Origin of the sequence: Cryobacterium sp. TMT2-18-2 (genome assembly GCF_004402245.1) — a bacterium.
Classification (GTDB): Bacteria; Actinomycetota; Actinomycetes; order Actinomycetales; family Microbacteriaceae; genus Cryobacterium; species Cryobacterium sandaracinum.
The window spans coordinates 1-17,116 of sequence record NZ_SOFU01000010.1; the positions used below are offsets into that span (position 1 = coordinate 1).

Sequence of the window (17,116 nt, forward strand, 5' to 3'; positions counted from 1 at the left end):
TGCACTCGGACCGAGGCTCCCAGTTCCGCTCCAACGCGTTCCTGCGGGTGCTGAAGAACAACGGCATCACCGGGTCGATGGGCCGCGTCGGCGCATGCGGTGACAACGCCGCGATGGAGTCGTTCTTCGCCCTGCTTCAGAAGAACGTCCTCGATCGGCAGCGGTGGTCAACCCGGGAGGAACTGCGCCTGGCGATGGTGGTCTGGATCGAGCGCACCTACCACCGCAAGCGCCGGCAACGCCGCCTCGGTAAGCTCACCCCGATCGAGTTTGAGACAATAAACGTGGCCCTCAAGGCCGCCTGAAACCACTAACCCTTTGAGTCAACTGAACTCGGGGCAGCCCCATCAGGATGAGGCGGGAGAGCACCGCACGTGAGTGCGGGCCAGGATCCTAGATCCAGTCGTTGCGTTTGAAGAGGAAAAACAACACCGTGGAGAAGCCCACGATCAACGCTACCGAAGTGAAGAAGCCTCCGATCTCTCCGAAGCCGGGGTAGGGCACGTTTTGGCCGTAGAAGCCGGTGACGGCCGTCGGTACGGCGATGATGGCGGCATAGCCGGTCACCTTCTTGGTGATCACGTTGAGCCGGTTTCCCTGGAGGGCCAGATTCGCTTCGAGGATACTCGTGGCGAGGTCGCGCAGGCTCTCCGTCCATTCCATAGCGCGCAGTACATGGTCGTAAACGTCCTGAAAGTATGGACCCATTTCGTCGGCCACAAGGTGAAGGTCGCGGCGGAGGAGCGTGTTCACCACTTCGCGCATCGGCAGGATCACCCTCCGGAGCGTTACCAGGCTCTTCCGGAGCGCGAAAGAACTTCGTTGCAGGGCTTCCTGGTCGGCCGAGGGCACGAACAGCTGGTTCTGGAGCTCTTCGATTTCCTCGTCGAGGGTTTCTACCGCCTCGAAGTAGCCGTCGACGAGGTAGTCCAGCAGTCCGTGCAACAGGAAGGCGACACCATGCTTCGCCAAGTCGGGGGAAGAGTCCCATCTGGCAACCACAGCGTCCAAATCGATGCTTTTCTCTTTGTGCACGGTAACCAGTGCGCGGGCCGTGATGAAGGCGGCAATCTCGTCGGTGGTAACCGCTTTCGAGGCCGGATCGAAGCCGACAGCGTAAGCAGACAAGAACGAGTGATCGGGATAGTGATCGAGCTTCGGCCGCTGACGCAGTTTTGTAGCGTCTTCGACGGCCAACTCGTGCAACCCCAGCTCCTCGGTGAGTAGTGCGAGGTCGGCACCATCCGGGGTACAGAGGTCCACCCAAACCACGGTGTTGGGCAACTCAAGATGTTCGGACACATCGCCCAGCGCAAAGTTCTCGTCGATGAGGACACCATCGCGGTAACAGCGGGTACGAGGAGTGGGCACGGCACAGTCAACCATGTCCACCCGTGATCTTCTGGGACCTCGTTTCGCGATTCACGAAGGTGCATCGGGCGACAATCCTTGTCCAAACGGCATGGTCTTCGCACTGTTACGTCTCTGGCATGCGCAAGGACCCAGTCCCTGGTGGCCACACGGATCCCCGCCAACCTCCGGCTGGATCATCGGACCCGAGTCCCGCTGGAGGCGGCCGGGGCTTGGCTCATGTGATGCGCGGCCGGATTAGTGTTCGGTCCAGCAGCCCAGGATGGCAGTAGCTACTTGATAGGAAAACGCGGTGCGGGTGACGCCATGCGGCCCGACCTTCTCCGTCAACTTTCTGGCGTCAACTTGTAACGTCATGTTGTCTTTGAGGAAGACGACCACGCCGCCTGTAGTTTCGTAAGCAGGCAATCCGAGATTCGCGAGTCCTTCAATGGGTTGGACTGGGGCAAGGTTTCCCTGCATCGTGTCGAAGTAGCTGCGGGCAGACGCTGCGTCCGAGGATTCCTGCACCGAGATCACGAATTCTCCATCAGTCAGATGGTAGGTGCAGGTGTATTGGCGAGTGATCCAGCTGTCGACGGAGTGTGGCGGGGCGGCGAGAGCCAGCGCACGTGTGATGTTGTCGCGTGTTTCGGTGCCACAAATCATCTGTGATGCTGCGGACGGTCCTGCCTCCGCGGTGTCTGCCGAGCTCGACTGCGGAGTCGGGGAGGCCGACGTGCCTGGCATGGACATTCCGGGGGCCACTGTGTTCACGGCGCCGGAGGAGGTGGTGGCGCATCCAACCAGCAAAGCCGTGGAAGCCACCGCGATCGCAAGCACCCAGACACGCCTGTTGATACGCGTCGTCGTCCTGCTACGCCGCATGGCTGGACACCAAGCTGGCATAGACAACCACATTATCCGGGTACGTGCGAGTGGTTTCGTCGAACTCTCCACCGCAGGTGATCAGCCGTAGTCCCGCATGATCGGTGTTGCCGTAGACGGCGAACTGCGGAAAGTCATCTTTCGGGTATTCCTCCACCCCGTCGACCACGAATACCGCCACTGTCGCATCGGCCCGGGTAACCAAAACCTCGTCGCCGGGACGCATCTCACCAAGTCGGTAAAACACCGCGCGCCCCTGCACCCTGGAGTCGACGTGACCCAGGATGACGGAAGGTCCGACCGCGCCAGGGGTGGGCGAACCGGTATACCAGCCGGCCGGAGAGGCCTCATCCAACGACGGCGTCTGCACCGTGCCGTCAGGATTTTGTCCCAATTGCATCAGGACAGAGTCCACTTCAATCGCGGGGACATTGATCTGGATGGGCTCGGAGGCGGTCAAGGTCGGACCGACAACCTGGTCAACCCGCGGAGTCGGCTGAACAGAGATGGGCTCCGGTGAGGGTGTAGCGGAGACGGACTCCGGCGATGGGGCTGACACGGCAGCCGAGGCTGGCGGTCGAGGAGGAGGAGGGTTGCCCCACAGGGCGAAACCGGTCGCCGCACAGCCGACGATGAAGAGCAGAACCGCCGCCGCGGTAGCCAGACGGCTACCGCGGCGACGCTTTTCAGCCGGGATAATCACCGGGGATCAAACCGATCTCAGCCTCGGACGGCAAGACGCCGACGAATCATCACCGCGCCACCTGCCGCGGCCAGGGCCCCGGCACCAAGGGCGAGAAGACCCATGTCAGCACCGCTTGACGTGCTGCCACCGCCGGTTTCCACGCCACCATCAGGCATGTTCGCCTGCGACGCACTCAGGGCGCCGCACAGAGCCGGCGACGTTGCTGCCAGGGGCAGACTCGGAACCAAGTCACTCTTTGCGTCCTGTGCAGCTTTCGTCAACGTGGCCGGGTCCAGCCCGTGGACCACCACAACCGCCGTGCCTGCCTCAAGCGAGGCCGCGGTGGCGGCATCCAGAGTGAAGGTTCGGTTGTAGTCGTAGTTTGCACCCATCCCGGCAAGAGTCAGATCAGTTCCGGCCGCCGGACTCGTGTCGCCACTCGTGGACAACGTTGTGCCAATCGCTCCGTAGGACGGCTGACCTTCGGTCGTGCTGATCACACCATCTCCATCGGCGTCAGCTGCCGTGGTGGGACACTCCCCCTTCGCACCGATGTGGATGTGCTGTACGTGCGGGTACGGCTTACCGTCGAAGGTCTCGGCCAGACCCTTGACGGTCTGAGTGACTGTGGCCTGGTCACCGGAAACCTGGATGGAGAAGGTTCCGCTACCGTTACTGCCGTTGATCGCATCGAGCGTCCCCTGATAGGACGCGTCACCAGTGGCAGCAAGAGCTGGGCCACCAGTCAAGACGGCCACGCCCAGAGCAAACGCCGGCACAAACAACACTGCTGTTTTCTTATTCATCAAAGTCCCTTACTAGGAGGTAGTTTTCGAAAACATATCGGAGCGAAAACATAAAAGAGTAATCGTCAGTTGAGTTTGTGCGTACAGGCCATATATGTCAAGAGTGGCCCTGGCCTTGATGGCCGACAGCTCACAAGACACACAGTTCACTGTGGACGGATCACGTCGGGAGTTCACTTATAGGTACACAGGCGAAGCCGTGAAGCGGGTCATCACCACCGGCAAAGCGATCGCGACCGTCCTCCGAGAGAGTGAAGTCAACGAGGCAACCCTGGTTCGCATGGCGAGATCCGTCCGAAGAAATAGAAAAGCCACCACCACCCACCGAGCTGATGCCTACTCGGTCGACGTCACCGACGATGACCCCGCCAAGATCGAATAACGCGACGTCCGGCACCAACAAGCGGGTGTAGGTCTTTGGAAATGTCACTCAGTCGTGGTGGCAGACGGTCGGTTCTTCACAAAAAAGATCGTGAAAATGAGAGCGGCCAGAGCCGTACCGGCGAGAAGGATTAGTCCGATCGCGTAGCTGTTTTCCGCAGCGTTGTAGGTGGCCCCCATCACCAGTGGCGGGAAGTATCCGCCTAACCCACCGGCAGCGCTGACGATGCCGCTCACCGCCCCCACTCTGGCGGGCGGTGCGCTCCTCCCGATCCAGGCGAACACTCCCCCAGCTCCGAGACCGAGTGCCGACGCCATCGCGACAAAGGTGAGGCCGGCGGGGATCTCGCCATCGGGACGGAGGTTCACCACCCAAGCGAGAACGGCCACCGCCGCCAGAGACCCGGTTACCACTGGCTTCGGACCGATGCGGTCGGCAAGAATTCCGCCGATGGGGCGGAGAATAACGGCGGCAACAGCAAACCCAGCCGTTCGTGTTCCCGCGGCAGTGAGGTCGAAATCGTATATCTGGCGGAGGTACGTGGGCAGGTAGGTGGAAAATGCGACGAATCCGCCGAAGACCAGCGCATAGAGAAAACTCATCTGCCACGTCACGCCGAGCCGCGCCGCAGCGGTGAGCTTGGGAAGGAAAGGATCAGTGCTGGCCGTGAATCCGGGGGCCTCTGCCATCAGAATCCATACGCATGTTGCGGTGACGAGGAGGAGCGTCGCGATGATGAGGTGAGTTGGAACGTATCCGAGCCATTCCACCAAACGTGGAGTGAAAAATGCCGACACTGCGGTGCCGCCCATCCCTGCCCCGAAGACGCCGGTTGCAAAGCCCCGTCGGGACGGTTGGAACCACTGGCTCACAAAGGGAATTCCCACCGCGAACACGGTTCCGGCTACGCCGAGCAGCAGCGCTGCAGCTACCAGGAAGGCAAATGAGTTGAGGGTTCCGGCAAGCGCCACGAGCAAAAGGACCGGGGCGGATGCAAGCAGTACCAGTGTGAACAGGAGGCGTCCGCCGAATCGGTCGGTGAGCACGCCCACTGGAATGCGGCCGATCGATCCGACGAGTATGGGCATCGCAATGAGTACGGACGTTTGAGCCGAGGAGAGGTTCATCGACTCCGTGTAGCGAATTCCGAGCGGCGAGACGCTCGTCCACGCCCAAAAGCACACGACGGAGGTGAGCGTCGCGAGGGTGAGGTTCACACCCTTGCTGCGGTGTGCTCGCTGCAGTGCCGTCATTTTCGAGCCCATTGGTGTGTCCATGGCCCGCAACTCCGATCAGCGTTTTTCCCGGGTGCGGTCCGTGGTTCCGATAGGCGCCCACCCGCGGCGCACCGGTCGAATCAGCCCGGGCTCCTGATCCCTGGACCGATAGACAATGTAGGGCCGGAAAAGGTAGTGCAGAGGTGCGGTGAAGGCGTGCACCAGCCGGGTGAAGGGCCACACAACGAACAAGAGCATGCCCACGAGGGTGTGAATGTGGAAGGAGAATGGAGCTGCGGCCATGGCCGCAACATCTGGTTGCAGGATGAAAAGCGACCGGAACCAAGGCGCCACGGTTTCACGATAGTTGTGGCCATTTTCGCCGCTGAAAACACTAGCGAGGGTGGTCCAGAGCCCCAGGATAATCGCGGCGGTCAACACGACGTACATGATCTTGTCGTTGGTGGTCGTGGCCATGAAAACCGGCCCGGTTTTGCGTCGCCGATAGATCAGAATCACAATGCCACCGAGAGTGCAGACCCCCGCAACGCCGCCGACCAGCAATGCGTTGAGGTGATAGAAGTCCTGACTCATCCCAAAAAAGAGTGTCCAGGAAATCGGGATCACCAAGCCGAAGAAGTGTCCGGCGATAACGGCGAGGAACCCGAAATGAAATATCGGCGATCCGATGCGCAGGAGCCGGGATTCGTAGAGCTGGGACGAGCGGGTGGTCCAACCGAATTGGTCGTAACGGTAGCGCCAGATAGTTCCACCGATCAGGATTGCCACCATCACATACGGAAGAATTCCCCACAGCAGCACGTCCCACATCATGAGCTAGCGTTCAGAGGAAGCAGGCGCGGGTCGTACGGTTCGAGTCCGACACTTTCCGTCGGAGGGCCGACGCCGGCCATGGCTTGCACGGCCTGCCGGTCGGCCGGCGAGCGTCCTGGCAGCGTGGCGCAAATGCCGTCCATCACGATGGCGTACGGCGACCCGTGATCCGTGAGCGAAAGCCGGAGCATCTCGACGCTGGGCCGATACTGGATGAGCAGGTCCCGGCCCGCAACGGGGCCGGCCACAGCCGCGAACTCGAGCACCAGTGGCAGGAAATCGGGCAACTCACCATGAGTATTGGTCAGAAAGTCACTCCCCCGGTATACCTGCTTGAAGGCCGCCAGCACGTCACCCCTGCGACGGGTGTCGCCATCTGTCCAATATGACAAGTAGAGCGGATGATGCTTACTGAGATCGAACGTCTCAACGTAGGAGCGCTGCAAGGTGCCGATTGCGGTGTTCTCAAGGTACGCAATGATCGCGGTGAGATCAGGCGCTGCCGGGCTCTGTTCGGCCAGTGCGGACCGCATCAACTCGCACCTTCCCACCAGTTGAGCGTCCGGGTACGACAGGCACCACGAGGCTGCCTGGTAGAAGACCCGCTGCGCCAGGCTCTGAGCTGCAGCCCGGTCGCGCCTCACGGCGCACCGCCATCCGTCGGCGGGCGCAAGTCCGCTGGTGACGGCGGTGCAGCGCGGGGCCGGTCCCGTTTTTCGGGGAAAAGGCCGACGGGGGTTCCGTTGCCGTCCCAATTCAGGAGGTTAACGCGGTCCCGTAGCGTCCGCTCGCCGGCGGGAGTGTCGGAAGTCTGCCGATCTCGAAGCGCGTAGAAGTTCTCCACGGCGACGGGCGTCGGCCGACCACTCGCCTCCCCGAACGGAGAGTCTTCGTACATGCCCGGCCCGCCCTCGAAATCGACCGAGCAGCCCATCTCCTCCAGGTCGTGCGCCTGCTCAACGTGCGCCTTGGGGATGACGTAGCGCTCGTCGTACTTCGCGATCGCCATCAGTCTGTACATTTCATACATGTTGCCTGGAGACATCCCCACGGCGGCGGGGATCGACGGGTCGGGATCTTGTCCCATCGTGATACCGCGCATGTAGGCCCGCATCGCCGCGAGTTTGCGTAACACCTCGGTGACTTTGTCGGTGTCCCCAGCGGTAAAGAGCTCGGCGAGGTACTCGACGGGAATGCGCAGCGCGTCAATGGCACCGAAGAGGTTGCCGCTGTCTTCGGCATCGTGGCCCTGTTCACTGAGGAGGTCGACAATGGGCGACAGCGGGGGCACGTACCAAACCATGGGCATCGTGCGGTATTCCGGGTGCAGCGGCAACGCCACCTTGTACACCTTCGCCAGTGCGTATACGGGGGACTTTCGCGCGGCTTCCAGCCAGTCGCCCGGGATGCCCTGGTCGAGAGCGGCGGCGGCCACCTCTGGGTCGTTCGGGTCGAGGAGTAAATCCATCTGCGATTCGTACAGGTCGGTGACATCCGTCACCGCGGCAGCGTCGGTAACGCGGTCGGCGTCGTAGAGGAACAAGCCGAGATAGCGGAGGCGCCCGACACACGTTTCGGAGCAGACCGTGGGGAGACCAATTTCCACCCGCGGATAACAGAACGTGCACTTCTCGGCCTTGCCGGTTTTGTGGTTGAAGTAGATCTTCTTGTACGGGCAGCCGGTGATGCACTGGCGCCAGCCGCGGCATTTGTCCTGATCGACGAGCACAATGCCGTCTTCCACGCGCTTATAGATGGCACCAGACGGACACGACGCCATACAGGAAGGATTGAGGCAATGCTCACAGATCCGCGGAAGGTAGAACATAAAAGTTTGTTCAAAGGCAAACTTAATCTTGTCCTCCGACTCCCGCCGAACTTTTTCCACGATGGGGTCAAGGTGACCCATCTCCGGGGCGCCGCCGAGGTCATCGTCCCAGTTCGCCGACCAACTGATTTTGGTGTCCTCACCCGTGATCAAAGATTTCGGGCGGGCCACTGGAAAGTCGTCTCCCAGCGGCGCGTCGATCAGGGTTTTATAGTCATAGGTCCAGGGCTCGTAATAATCCTTCAACTCGGGCTGCACGGGGCTTGCGAAGATTCCGAAAAGCTTCCTTAGGCGTCCGCCCCCCTTCAGTACAAGCCGACCCTTCTTGTTTAGCTGCCAACCGCCCTTCCACTGCTCCTGGTCCTCGTAGCGACGCGGATACCCTTGCCCCGGCCGAGTTTCGACGTTGTTGAACCAGACATATTCAGTTCCAGCTCGGTTCGTCCATGCCTGTTTGCAGGTCACCGAACAGGTGTGGCACCCGATGCACTTGTCGAGATTCATCACCATGCCCATTTGAGCCATCACGCGCATCAGTACCGCACCTCCTGGGAACGCTTTCGGATTGTGGTGACCATGTCCCGCTGGTTGCCGGTGGGGCCCAGGTAATTGAAGGCGTACGACAACTGCGCATACCCGCCAATGAGGTGGGTGGGTTTGACAAGCAGGCGGGTGGCCGAGTTGTGAATTCCACCGCGGCGGCCCGTCGCCTCCGACTTCGGCACATCGATGGTGCGCTCTTGCGCGTGGTAGACGTAAACGACTCCCGCGGGCATCCGATGGCTGACCACGGCGCGGCACACATACACGCCGTTGGAATTGACGCACTCGATCCAGTCATTGTCAGAAACCGAGATGGCCGCCGCATCCGTCGGGCTGATCCAAGCCGTCGGTCCTCCCCGCGATAGCGACAGCATGAATAGATTGTCCTGATACTCCGAATGGATTGACCACTTCGAGTGCGGAGTCAAATAGCGCACTGTGATCTCGGTGGTTCCGTTCGGGCCAAACCGCGGTTCACCGAACAGGCGCTGCATATCCAATGGGGGCCGGTAAATCGGGAGGGCCTCCCCGAGGTCGCGCATCCAGTCGTGATCGAGGAAGAAGTGCATCCGGCCGGTGAGGGTGTGCCAAGGCTTCAGCCGCTCAACGTTGATCGTGAACGGGGAATACCGACGCCCACCAGTCTCCGACCCGGACCACTCAGGCGACGTGATCACCGGGACGGGCCCCGCTTGCGTCTGCGCGAAAGTCACCCGCTTCTCCTCGGATCCCTCGGCAAGGTCGACGAGCTTCATACCGGTCTGCTCTTCCAGTTCGCGAAACCCCTGCACGGCCAGTTCGCCATTGGTGGTGCCGGAAAAGCTCAGGATGGCCTGGGCGAACTTCGCATCGGTATCGATGGCCGGGCGGCCGTTCCCCGCGCCACCGAGCATCACCCCGTTGCTACGGGCGAGCCGCTCGATCTCATGCCCCATCCGATAAGTGATGTTCTTCACGGTGAAACCGCGTTCCTCCGCGAGGGGTCCGATCGTAGCTAGCTTCTCTGCGATAGCGGTGTAGTCCCGTTCGACGATCGAGAAGACAGGCATGTTCTGACCGGGGACCGCCGGAATATCGGTGTCCCGCCAGTCGCGCACCACCCCACCCGGCTGAGCAATCTCCCCCGGCGTATCGTGTTGCAGCGGAACACTGACCAGGTCCCGTCGGGTGCCGAGATGCGTTTTGGCCTGGCGGGAGAACTCCTCGGCGAGCAGTCGAAACGTGTCAAAGTCGGTTTTCGCCTCCCACGGTGGGTCGATTGCGGGGCTGAAGGCGTGCACGAAGGGGTGCATGTCGGTCGAGGAAAGGTCGTGTTTTTCGTACCACGTTGCAGCCGGAAAGACGATGTCCGACAACAGCGTGGTTGACGTCATCCGGAAATCAGCTGAGACGAGCAGGTCCAGTTTTCCTTCCGGCGCCTGGTCGTGCCATTTCACATCACGCGGTCGGGCAGCGTTCACGTGGTCGGCCCCCATCACGTTATTGTGAGTGCCGAGAAGGTTGCGCAAAAAGTACTCATTGCCCTTGGCAGATGAGCCGAAAAGGTTGGAGCGCCAGAGCACCAGGGTGCGCGGCCAATTTTCGGAAGCGTCGACATCGTCGATGGCGGGGGTCAGCCGCCTGCTTTTGAGGGCATCGGCGATCCAGGTGGCGGCGTCGGGCGCCTCCCCCGCATCCACCGCAGCTTGCGCCTCATCGGCGAGGTCAAGCGGGTTGCGGTCGAACTGAGGGTAGAACGGCATCCAACCGAGCCTGTTCGACTGCGCGATCGTGTCCGCGGTGTGCATACCGTCGAAGTGCCCATCAGCGAGAGGGGACTTGAGCGAGTCGGCCGAGTACCCATCTGAGCGCCATTGATCGGTGTGCATGTACCAATACCCGGTACCGATCATGGTGCGCGGCGGTCGACTCCAGTCCAGAGCGTTAGCGAGAGAAATCCATCCCGTGATCGGACGGGTCTTCTCTTGGCCGACGTAATGCGCCCAGCCGCCGCCGTTTCGTCCCATGCATCCGGTGAGCATCACGAGCGAGAGCACCGCACGGTAGGTGGCGTCACCGTGGAACCACTGGCAGATACCGGCCCCCATAATGATCATGGACCGCCCCTTCGATTCCTCAGCGTTGCGGGCAAATTCTCGCGCCACCCGGATGCACGCGGCGGCCGGCACGCTCGTGATTTCCTCCTGCCAGGCCGGCGTGTACGGCGTCGACGCGTCGTCGTAGTCGGTCGCCCAGTCGCCCGGCAGCCCTGGACGCCCAACCCCGTATTGAGCGAGCATCAAGTCGAACACCGTGGTTACCAGGTGCCCTGCCACGCGCCGGACGGGAACGCCGCGAGTCACGATCGACCCCTCCCCGGAGGGTGCCTCGAAGCAGGGCATCCGGATCTCAGCGGTTTCCGGGGGCTGGCCTGAGACGGACTCGTCGAGAAGGCTCAACGCCGGGTCGACACCCTCGAGGTCGAGGTTCCACTTGCCCTTGCCCGCTTCACCGTACCGGTAGCCGATGGAACCATTGGGCACCACGGGAGCGCCAGTCGCTGAGTCAAGCAAGACCGTTTTGAACGCAGCATCCGGAATATGCGCCTTGTCGGGCAAGTCAGCCGCCATCAAAAATTTCGTGGGCACCAGCCCACCGCCGGCGTGCTCCTCGAGCCGGACAAGGAAGGGTAGATCTGTGTAACGGCGCACATAGCCGCTGAAATAGGGCACCTGCCGGTCGACGAAGAATTCTTTGAGCATCACGTGCCCCATCGCCATCGCAAGCGCAGCGTCAGTGCCGGCTTGGGCGGGCAGCCACTCGTCGGCGAACTTCGTATTGTCGGCATAGTCGGGACTGATCGCCACCACCTTTGTGCCGCGATACCGCACCTCCGCCATGAAATGCGCGTCAGGCGTGCGCGTCACAGGAACGTTTGATCCCCACATCATCAGATAGGTGGAATCCCACCAGTCACCTGATTCAGGCACGTCAGTCTGGTCGCCGAACACCTGCGGAGAGGCCACGGGAAGGTCGGCATACCAGTCGTAAAAAGACGTCATCACCCCGCCGATGAGCTGGATGAACCGGTTACCCGCCGCGTGCGACACCATAGACATGGCCGGGATCGGGGAGAACCCGGAACACCGATCCGGACCGTACTTCTTGATCGTGTGGACGTGGGCGGCGGCGGCGATTTCGATCGCCTCCTGCCACGGAATCCGGACGAGCCCGCCCTTCCCTCGCGCTTGCTGGTAGGTACGACGTCGTTCAGGGTCGTCCACAACGTCAGCCCAAGCGAGCACGGGGTCCTGGAGACGCACCTTCGCCTCACGGTACATTTCGACGAGAACACCGCGGGCGTACGGATACCGCACCCGCGTGGGTGAGTAGGTGTACCAACTGAACGCCGCACCACGGGGGCACCCCCGCGGCTCGTACTCCGGACTGTCGGGGCCCACCGACGGGTAATCCGTCTGCTGCGACTCCCAAGTGATAATGCCGTCCCGAACGTAAACCTTCCACGAACACGACCCCGTGCAGTTCACCCCATGGGTGGAACGCACCACCTTGTCATGGCTCCACCGGTCGCGGTAGAACACATCGCCCTTGCGCCCGCCCTCACGGAACACTGCGCGCCCATCATCTGTTTGGTCCCACCGAGTGAAAAAACGGCCTAACGCCAACATGGTGTCCGACGCTTTTCCGTCCAACCCGGCAGGCACTGGAGTAGCTGCCATGGGGGAATACTATATATCGACCTTTCAGTCCGCTAGTGGTGCACATGAACCCGGATGGTGGACACGTATCACGCGACCGTTATCACGGGAAACAGGGCTAAACCGGGATTCTCAAAAGCACCTCACTTTGAGCCAGGAAGCCGCAACTACGAGCGACAAGTGATCGCACTGACGTCGGTTGCGAAGACCTACTTCAGCAGCGTCCGCACGAAAGCGCGCCGGCGTGGAGGGCTGCGGCTCGCGAGGCAATTCTTATCGGCGACTGACAGCGTTCTCCCAGCGAACCCCTATTCTCTTGACCGCACTATTTCGATTGCCTCCAACGAACCGTCCCGATTACGAGGAGATAACATGCCCTTCATCACCGCCCCGGATCACAGCGGTCCCGACGTCGAACTGCATTACGAAGACGTCGGAGCCGGTAAGCCCGTCGTACTGATCCACGGTTGGCCCCTGAGTAGTAGGTCCTGGGAGGGGCAGGTACCCGCACTGGTCGAGGCCGGCTATCGGGTCATCACTCTTGACCGTCGCGGGTTCGGACAGTCGTCACAGCCCTGGGATGGGTACGACTACGACACGTTTGCCGCCGACCTGAAGGCGGTCATCGATGCCCTCGACCTGCAGGGGGTCACCCTGATCGGATTCTCGATGGGCGGTGGAGAGCTCGCTCGATACGTCAGTACCTACGGCACCGCCCGCATCGCGAAGCTCGTCTTCGCCAGCGCCGTGCCGCCTTACCTCTGGAAATCGGATGATAACCCTGACGGAGGCGTCGACTCCGATTTGGCTCACTGGTTCCACGACGGCTTGACCGGAGACCGGCCGGCGTTCCTGCACGAATTTCTGCAGATGTTCTTCACCGCCGGCAAGCCGTCGCTGGTCAACACTCCAAAGGTTAGCTCCGCGCAGATTGCCTATAATCTCAACATCGCACAAATGGCATCGCCGAAGGGAACGCTCGACTGCGTTACCGCATTCTCCACTACCGACTTCCGCGACGACCTCACGAAAATCACGGTGCCGACTTTGGTCATACACGGTGACTCCGACACCATTGTGCCATTCGAGGTGAGTGGCAAACGTACTCACGAGTCCATCACCGGCAGTGAACTCGTCGTGATCACAGACGCCCCGCATGGTCTCACCGTTTCGCACAAGGACGAATGGAACCAGCACGTCCTCGCATTCCTCGCGAAATAGCCAACCGCCTAAGGCCCTCGCCGACGAGGTTAAAACCCTTTGCGCAGGACCTTGCCTTGTGATCGATCGTAGCCGTGCATAGATTGACCGAAACTGAAACCACTACCGGGTCTGGTGCTGGCCGGCTCGTCTATGGCACGACCACGGGGTCGATCAGCAACTTTTCCTCAGGGCTTGCGTGTCAGAGCTCACGATTGTTTTGGCGAAACCTCGAACCTTAATGTCGGTATGGTCACCCGGGCCCCCACAAGCCTCTCCCTGGTAATTTTCAAGAAGGAAGTAGAAACATGAGTCAAGAAGCGAATATCACCGCACAGCAAAAGTTCCGTGACGCCGTCAACAGCGGGGAACTCGCGCTTATCAACGAACTCGTGGCCGAAAACGTAGTCGATAACGATCCTGCTCCTGGCCAAGGCGCAGGCCCCGCAGGCTATCAGGCGTTCTTCGCCGAAATGATTGCCGCTTTCCCGGACTTGCACATCAGAGTTGAGCATGTCGTCGCGAATGACACCGACGTCGCATTCGCCTACACCCTCACCGGTACCCACCAAGGCCCCCTCATGGGCCATTCTGCGAGTGGAAAATCAATGTCCGTTCGTGGCATGCAGATCAGTCGGTTCAAGGCCGGGAAACTCGTAGAGCGGTGGGGCAGCAGCGACGAAAAAGGCATGCTCGAACAGCTCGGACTCGCTCCGTAACCTGCCGCGCTTTGTGTTCGGTAATTCCGGTGAAACAGAGCTGGCTCGGGCCTGTCGCGGTGAATTTCCGCATGACGTGGTCGTCTTGGACGGGCTTATCGGAGGTAAACCGGCATCCGAACGCGGAGTCGTCTCGGCGAAATCCCAGGCGGCGTTGGTGAGTTGCGGGTCGTCCCTGTTGCGCTGGGAGGTGGGGTCGCGCTTCCACTGGTAGAACGCTCGTTTGGAGGGGCGCAGCACCCGGCAGGTCACCGTGACGATCAGGAGTTCCGCGCGATTTCTAAACTATCTCTCTAGGCACAACCGCCTAGGGCGTGTCTCCTAATGCTTTTGACCAGATAATTATCGCTCGGAGTACAAAACCGCCGCGGTAGGTGAGGGCGAGTTTGTCGTAGCGGGTGGCGATGCCGCGCCACTGCTTGAAGACCTCGAAACACCGTTCAATGACGTTGCGGCATTTGTACGACACCTTGCCGAAGGTGGGTGGGCGGCCACCGGCTTGGCCGCGCCGTTTCCGGTTAGCGACCTGGTCCGATCGCTCCGGGATCACGGCCTCAATGCCGCAATCCCGGAGCATCTTCCGGTTCGCTTTCGACGAATACGCCTTGTCACCCATCGCCCGATCCGGCGTCGTACGCGGCCGACCGCCACCGAGCCGCGGCACTCGCAGACTCCCCAAAACCTCCGGGAACATCGGTGAGTCACCGCCCTGCCCCGGCCCTAACAGAATCATGATAACGCCGACCCAAAACAGGGCCAGTAGTGCCGGGCGAATTCCAGCGGTCGTCGCAACACTGATTGGTTAGCTGGATCGCAGTGCGTCGGCGAGGAGCTGGGCTGGTGTTGTCCAACCGAGTCGCTTCCGGGGCCTGTTGTTGATCTTGATCGCGACAGCGGCGAGGTCATCGGCGCTGTGGATGGCGAGGTCGGTGTGCTTGGGGAAGTATTGCCGCAGCAGTCCGTTCATGTTCTCGTTGGATCCGCGTTGCCAGGGCTTGCCGGCGTGAGCGAAGAACACGCCGTCGGTGAAGAGGGAGGCGATCTTGTCGTGGCTGGCCATTTCGGCGCCCTGGTCCCAGGTCAAAGTGCGCCGGAGTTCCTGAGGTAGGGCAGACATCGCGGTGATGAGCGATGCGTTGACTTCAGCTGCGGTGTGCCCGCCGGGGAGGTGGAGGAGGACGGCGTAGCCGCTCTTGCGGTCTACCAGGGTGCCGATCGCCGAACGGGTGCGCGTGCCGATGATGAGGTCGCCTTCCCAGTCTCCGAACCGAGACCTGTCGTTTACGACCTGGGGGCGGTGGTCGATCAGGGTCGCTGGTGCGATGAAGCGTGGGGCGCGTACGTCGGGGCGCCGTCGACGCTTGCGCAGTGCCCTGCCCGTTCTTAGGTGTGGTATCAATTTCCTGGTCAAACCGCTGTTACCCGGCCAGTACAGGGCCTGGTAGATCGTTTCGTGGCACACGTGCCACGATCGTTTCTGTGGGTGAGTGTCTCGTAGCCAGTAGCTGATCTGTTCGGGGCTCCAGTCAAGTTTCAGTTTGTCTTGAACCAGGTCTCGGAGCTGGAGGTCTTGCCCGATGCGCCCTGTTCGCGCCCGTCGGGCCTTCTCTCGAGCTCGAGCGTGGGCCAGGACAGCGTCGTACTGGCCGCGGTCGTGTTTTCGCATGTTGCGGCGAAGCTCGCGGCTGATCGTCGACGGTGACCGGCCAAGTCGCCGGGAGATCTCCCGGATGGAGAATCCTTCTCGTGTGAACAAAGCGATCCGCTCACGTTCGATCAGGCTCAGGTACCGTTCGTGTCTGTCCGCCTCAGCAAGTCGTAGCGGCGCGATCCCACCACGTTGAGATCGCCAACGGTGGCCGGTCGTGCGTCCGATCCCGACGCGCTTCGCGGCGGCGATCGGTCCGATCCCGGCAAGGATGAGTTTCCAATACTCGTCTTCGCGGTTGAGGTTTCTCTTGCGCCCACGTCTGGCCATCTTCACACTCCAAATCTTGGTGGAGTGTTGGGACGAGACCTAGAACTCGCCCGGAGTGATTTCCAGACCCTCGAGTCCAGCGTTCAGGAGTATCCCGCGGAACGAGCGCCTGACGTTGTACGGTGCGAGCGGCGTACCAACCCGCGAGAAAAAGAGCAGGTGCTCGGTGTCCTCCGGATCGAGTAGCGCCAAACGCTGGCGAATCACATCGGCCGCGAACTGCGGCACAGCGATGACCCTGTTCGACTCGTGTGTTTTGGGATGCTCTTGACGGTGCACGCCGGTGCCGTTGTGCACCACAAGCGTGCCGCTGATGTTCACCCACGGCGGATCCGCATCCATGTCGACGTCGCACTGCCGAAGCGCAAGCGCCTCGCCAATGCGCGTAGCAGTACCGAGCATCACCTCGATGATGTCTCGAACCTGCCCGTCTGACCGTGGCCCCATCCGGCCCTCCCCCATGCGCCATTCGCGTGCCGCGAGGCGGATGGCGGCTATCTGCTCCGTCGTCAGTGCCTTCGGGGTGTGTGGAGGCATCTTCATGCGTGAGGCCTCGTTCATGGGATTTCGCGGAATGATTTCCCGCCGTACCGCGAATGCCAAGATCATGCCAAGGATCGTACGGGAGTGCTTCGCTCGCGGATAAGCCATCTCGCGCTGCTTCTTCAAGAAGAGCTCGATGCGTCCGACGGTCACTTCGCGAACCGTGAAGTTCTCAAAATAGGGCAAGACGAGGAGACGCAGTTGACGCTGGTAGGTGTCCTTCGTCCCTTGGGAACGGTCGACATCGTTCATCACGTCGTCCATCCAGGCCGCAGCGAGGAGAGGGAACGGTGAGCCGGCCTGGAGCGAATCGCCGACGTCCCCGGCATGCATCCGAGCGGCCAATGCGACTTTGAGCGCTGCTTGCGCCGCGTTGCGGCTCGAGCGGGTCGCGCCCACCTGCCGTGACTGGCCGTCCCAGTCGCGGAAGACAGTCGTTGCCCGG

At 61.4% G+C, this 17,116-nt stretch carries 16 protein-coding genes; 4 read left to right on the plus strand and 12 right to left on the minus strand.

What is annotated here, in order from left to right:
- The coding region (locus E3O22_RS02800) for an IS3 family transposase (RefSeq protein ID WP_166784536.1) at nucleotides 1-305 on the plus strand (305 nt) is incomplete at its 5' end.
- A gap of 88 nt (nucleotides 306-393) precedes the next feature.
- Here E3O22_RS02800 and E3O22_RS02805 read toward each other — a convergent pair.
- From E3O22_RS02805 to E3O22_RS02820, 4 genes are all read right to left on the minus strand, one after another.
- Nucleotides 394-1,386, minus strand: coding sequence for a magnesium transporter CorA family protein (locus E3O22_RS02805; RefSeq protein ID WP_134394147.1), 993 nt, complete (start codon nucleotides 1,384-1,386; stop codon nucleotides 394-396).
- A gap of 222 nt (nucleotides 1,387-1,608) precedes the next feature.
- Complete coding sequence (locus E3O22_RS02810) at nucleotides 1,609-2,019, minus strand: hypothetical protein (RefSeq protein ID WP_134394103.1); 411 nt, start codon at nucleotides 2,017-2,019, stop codon at nucleotides 1,609-1,611.
- Between the two features lie 208 nt (nucleotides 2,020-2,227).
- Nucleotides 2,228-2,698, minus strand: a complete 471-nt coding sequence (locus tag E3O22_RS02815; protein ID WP_166786461.1) for a class F sortase — start codon at nucleotides 2,696-2,698, stop codon at nucleotides 2,228-2,230.
- 260 nt (nucleotides 2,699-2,958) lie between these two features.
- Entirely contained in the window at nucleotides 2,959-3,729 is a 771-nt protein-coding gene (locus E3O22_RS02820) for a hypothetical protein (protein ID WP_134394105.1), read from the minus strand.
- A gap of 199 nt (nucleotides 3,730-3,928) precedes the next feature.
- Between E3O22_RS02820 and E3O22_RS02825 the strand changes: the two genes are divergently transcribed.
- Entirely contained in the window at nucleotides 3,929-4,111 is a 183-nt protein-coding gene (locus tag E3O22_RS02825) for a hypothetical protein (protein ID WP_134394106.1), read from the plus strand.
- 44 nt (nucleotides 4,112-4,155) lie between these two features.
- Here E3O22_RS02825 and E3O22_RS02830 read toward each other — a convergent pair whose 3' ends face one another.
- The 5 genes from E3O22_RS02830 to E3O22_RS02850 are packed head-to-tail and all read right to left on the minus strand — an operon-like array spanning nucleotide 4,156 to nucleotide 12,252.
- Nucleotides 4,156-5,376, minus strand: coding sequence for an MFS transporter (locus E3O22_RS02830; RefSeq protein WP_134394148.1), 1,221 nt, complete (start codon nucleotides 5,374-5,376; stop codon nucleotides 4,156-4,158).
- Nucleotides 5,377-5,403: 27 nt separating this feature from the next.
- Nucleotides 5,404-6,159 carry a respiratory nitrate reductase subunit gamma gene (gene narI / locus E3O22_RS02835; RefSeq protein WP_134394149.1) on the minus strand — a complete coding sequence of 252 codons (756 nt, stop codon included), beginning with the start codon at nucleotides 6,157-6,159 and terminating at the stop codon, nucleotides 5,404-5,406.
- On the minus strand, nucleotides 6,159-6,806 hold the full coding sequence (gene narJ, locus E3O22_RS02840; RefSeq protein WP_347232330.1) for a nitrate reductase molybdenum cofactor assembly chaperone: 648 nt from the start codon (nucleotides 6,804-6,806) through the stop codon (nucleotides 6,159-6,161). Before narJ ends, narI begins: the two co-directional genes overlap by 1 nt.
- Complete coding sequence (gene narH, locus E3O22_RS02845; protein ID WP_134394107.1) at nucleotides 6,803-8,524, minus strand: nitrate reductase subunit beta; 1,722 nt, start codon at nucleotides 8,522-8,524, stop codon at nucleotides 6,803-6,805. The genes narJ and narH overlap by 4 nt, the downstream gene beginning before the upstream one ends.
- On the minus strand, nucleotides 8,524-12,252 hold the full coding sequence (locus E3O22_RS02850; RefSeq protein WP_134394108.1) for a nitrate reductase subunit alpha: 3,729 nt from the start codon (nucleotides 12,250-12,252) through the stop codon (nucleotides 8,524-8,526). Before E3O22_RS02850 ends, narH begins: the two co-directional genes overlap by 1 nt.
- A gap of 159 nt (nucleotides 12,253-12,411) precedes the next feature.
- Between E3O22_RS02850 and E3O22_RS02855 the strand changes: the two genes are divergently transcribed.
- A complete protein-coding gene (locus tag E3O22_RS02855; protein ID WP_347232331.1) occupies nucleotides 12,412-13,452 on the plus strand; it encodes an alpha/beta hydrolase in 1,041 nt (346 codons plus the stop codon).
- A gap of 287 nt (nucleotides 13,453-13,739) precedes the next feature.
- Entirely contained in the window at nucleotides 13,740-14,150 is a 411-nt protein-coding gene (locus E3O22_RS02860; RefSeq protein WP_134394109.1) for an ester cyclase, read from the plus strand.
- A 307-nt stretch (nucleotides 14,151-14,457) separates the two neighbouring features.
- Here the strand turns inward: E3O22_RS02860 and E3O22_RS02865 are convergent, their stop codons facing one another.
- From E3O22_RS02865 to E3O22_RS02875, 3 genes are all read right to left on the minus strand, one after another.
- Complete coding sequence (locus E3O22_RS02865) at nucleotides 14,458-14,883, minus strand: transposase (protein ID WP_134394110.1); 426 nt, start codon at nucleotides 14,881-14,883, stop codon at nucleotides 14,458-14,460.
- Nucleotides 14,884-14,952: 69 nt separating this feature from the next.
- Nucleotides 14,953-16,134, minus strand: a complete 1,182-nt coding sequence (locus E3O22_RS02870; protein WP_206750670.1) for an IS30 family transposase — start codon at nucleotides 16,132-16,134, stop codon at nucleotides 14,953-14,955.
- A gap of 33 nt (nucleotides 16,135-16,167) precedes the next feature.
- A complete protein-coding gene (locus E3O22_RS02875; RefSeq protein ID WP_166784921.1) occupies nucleotides 16,168-17,070 on the minus strand; it encodes a tyrosine-type recombinase/integrase in 903 nt (300 codons plus the stop codon).
- Nucleotides 17,071-17,116: the final 46 nt, after the last annotated feature.

What these genes read in the sequence shown, in the direction of transcription:
- E3O22_RS02805 (WP_134394147.1), bottom strand. Translation starts at nt 1,386, where the DNA reads ATGGTTGACTGTGCCGTGCCCACTCCTCGTACCCGCTGTTACCGCGAT.
- E3O22_RS02810 (WP_134394103.1), bottom strand. Translation starts at nt 2,019, where the DNA reads ATGATTTGTGGCACCGAAACACGCGACAACATCACACGTGCGCTGGCT.
- E3O22_RS02820 (WP_134394105.1), bottom strand. Translation starts at nt 3,729, where the DNA reads ATGAATAAGAAAACAGCAGTGTTGTTTGTGCCGGCGTTTGCTCTGGGC.
- E3O22_RS02830 (WP_134394148.1), bottom strand. Translation starts at nt 5,376, where the DNA reads ATGGGCTCGAAAATGACGGCACTGCAGCGAGCACACCGCAGCAAGGGT.
- narI (WP_134394149.1), bottom strand. Translation starts at nt 6,159, where the DNA reads ATGTGGGACGTGCTGCTGTGGGGAATTCTTCCGTATGTGATGGTGGCA.
- narH (WP_134394107.1), bottom strand. Translation starts at nt 8,524, where the DNA reads ATGCGCGTGATGGCTCAAATGGGCATGGTGATGAATCTCGACAAGTGC.
- E3O22_RS02850 (WP_134394108.1), bottom strand. Translation starts at nt 12,252, where the DNA reads ATGGCAGCTACTCCAGTGCCTGCCGGGTTGGACGGAAAAGCGTCGGAC.
- E3O22_RS02860 (WP_134394109.1), top strand. Translation starts at nt 13,740, where the DNA reads ATGAGTCAAGAAGCGAATATCACCGCACAGCAAAAGTTCCGTGACGCC.
- E3O22_RS02865 (WP_134394110.1), bottom strand. Translation starts at nt 14,883, where the DNA reads ATGATTCTGTTAGGGCCGGGGCAGGGCGGTGACTCACCGATGTTCCCG.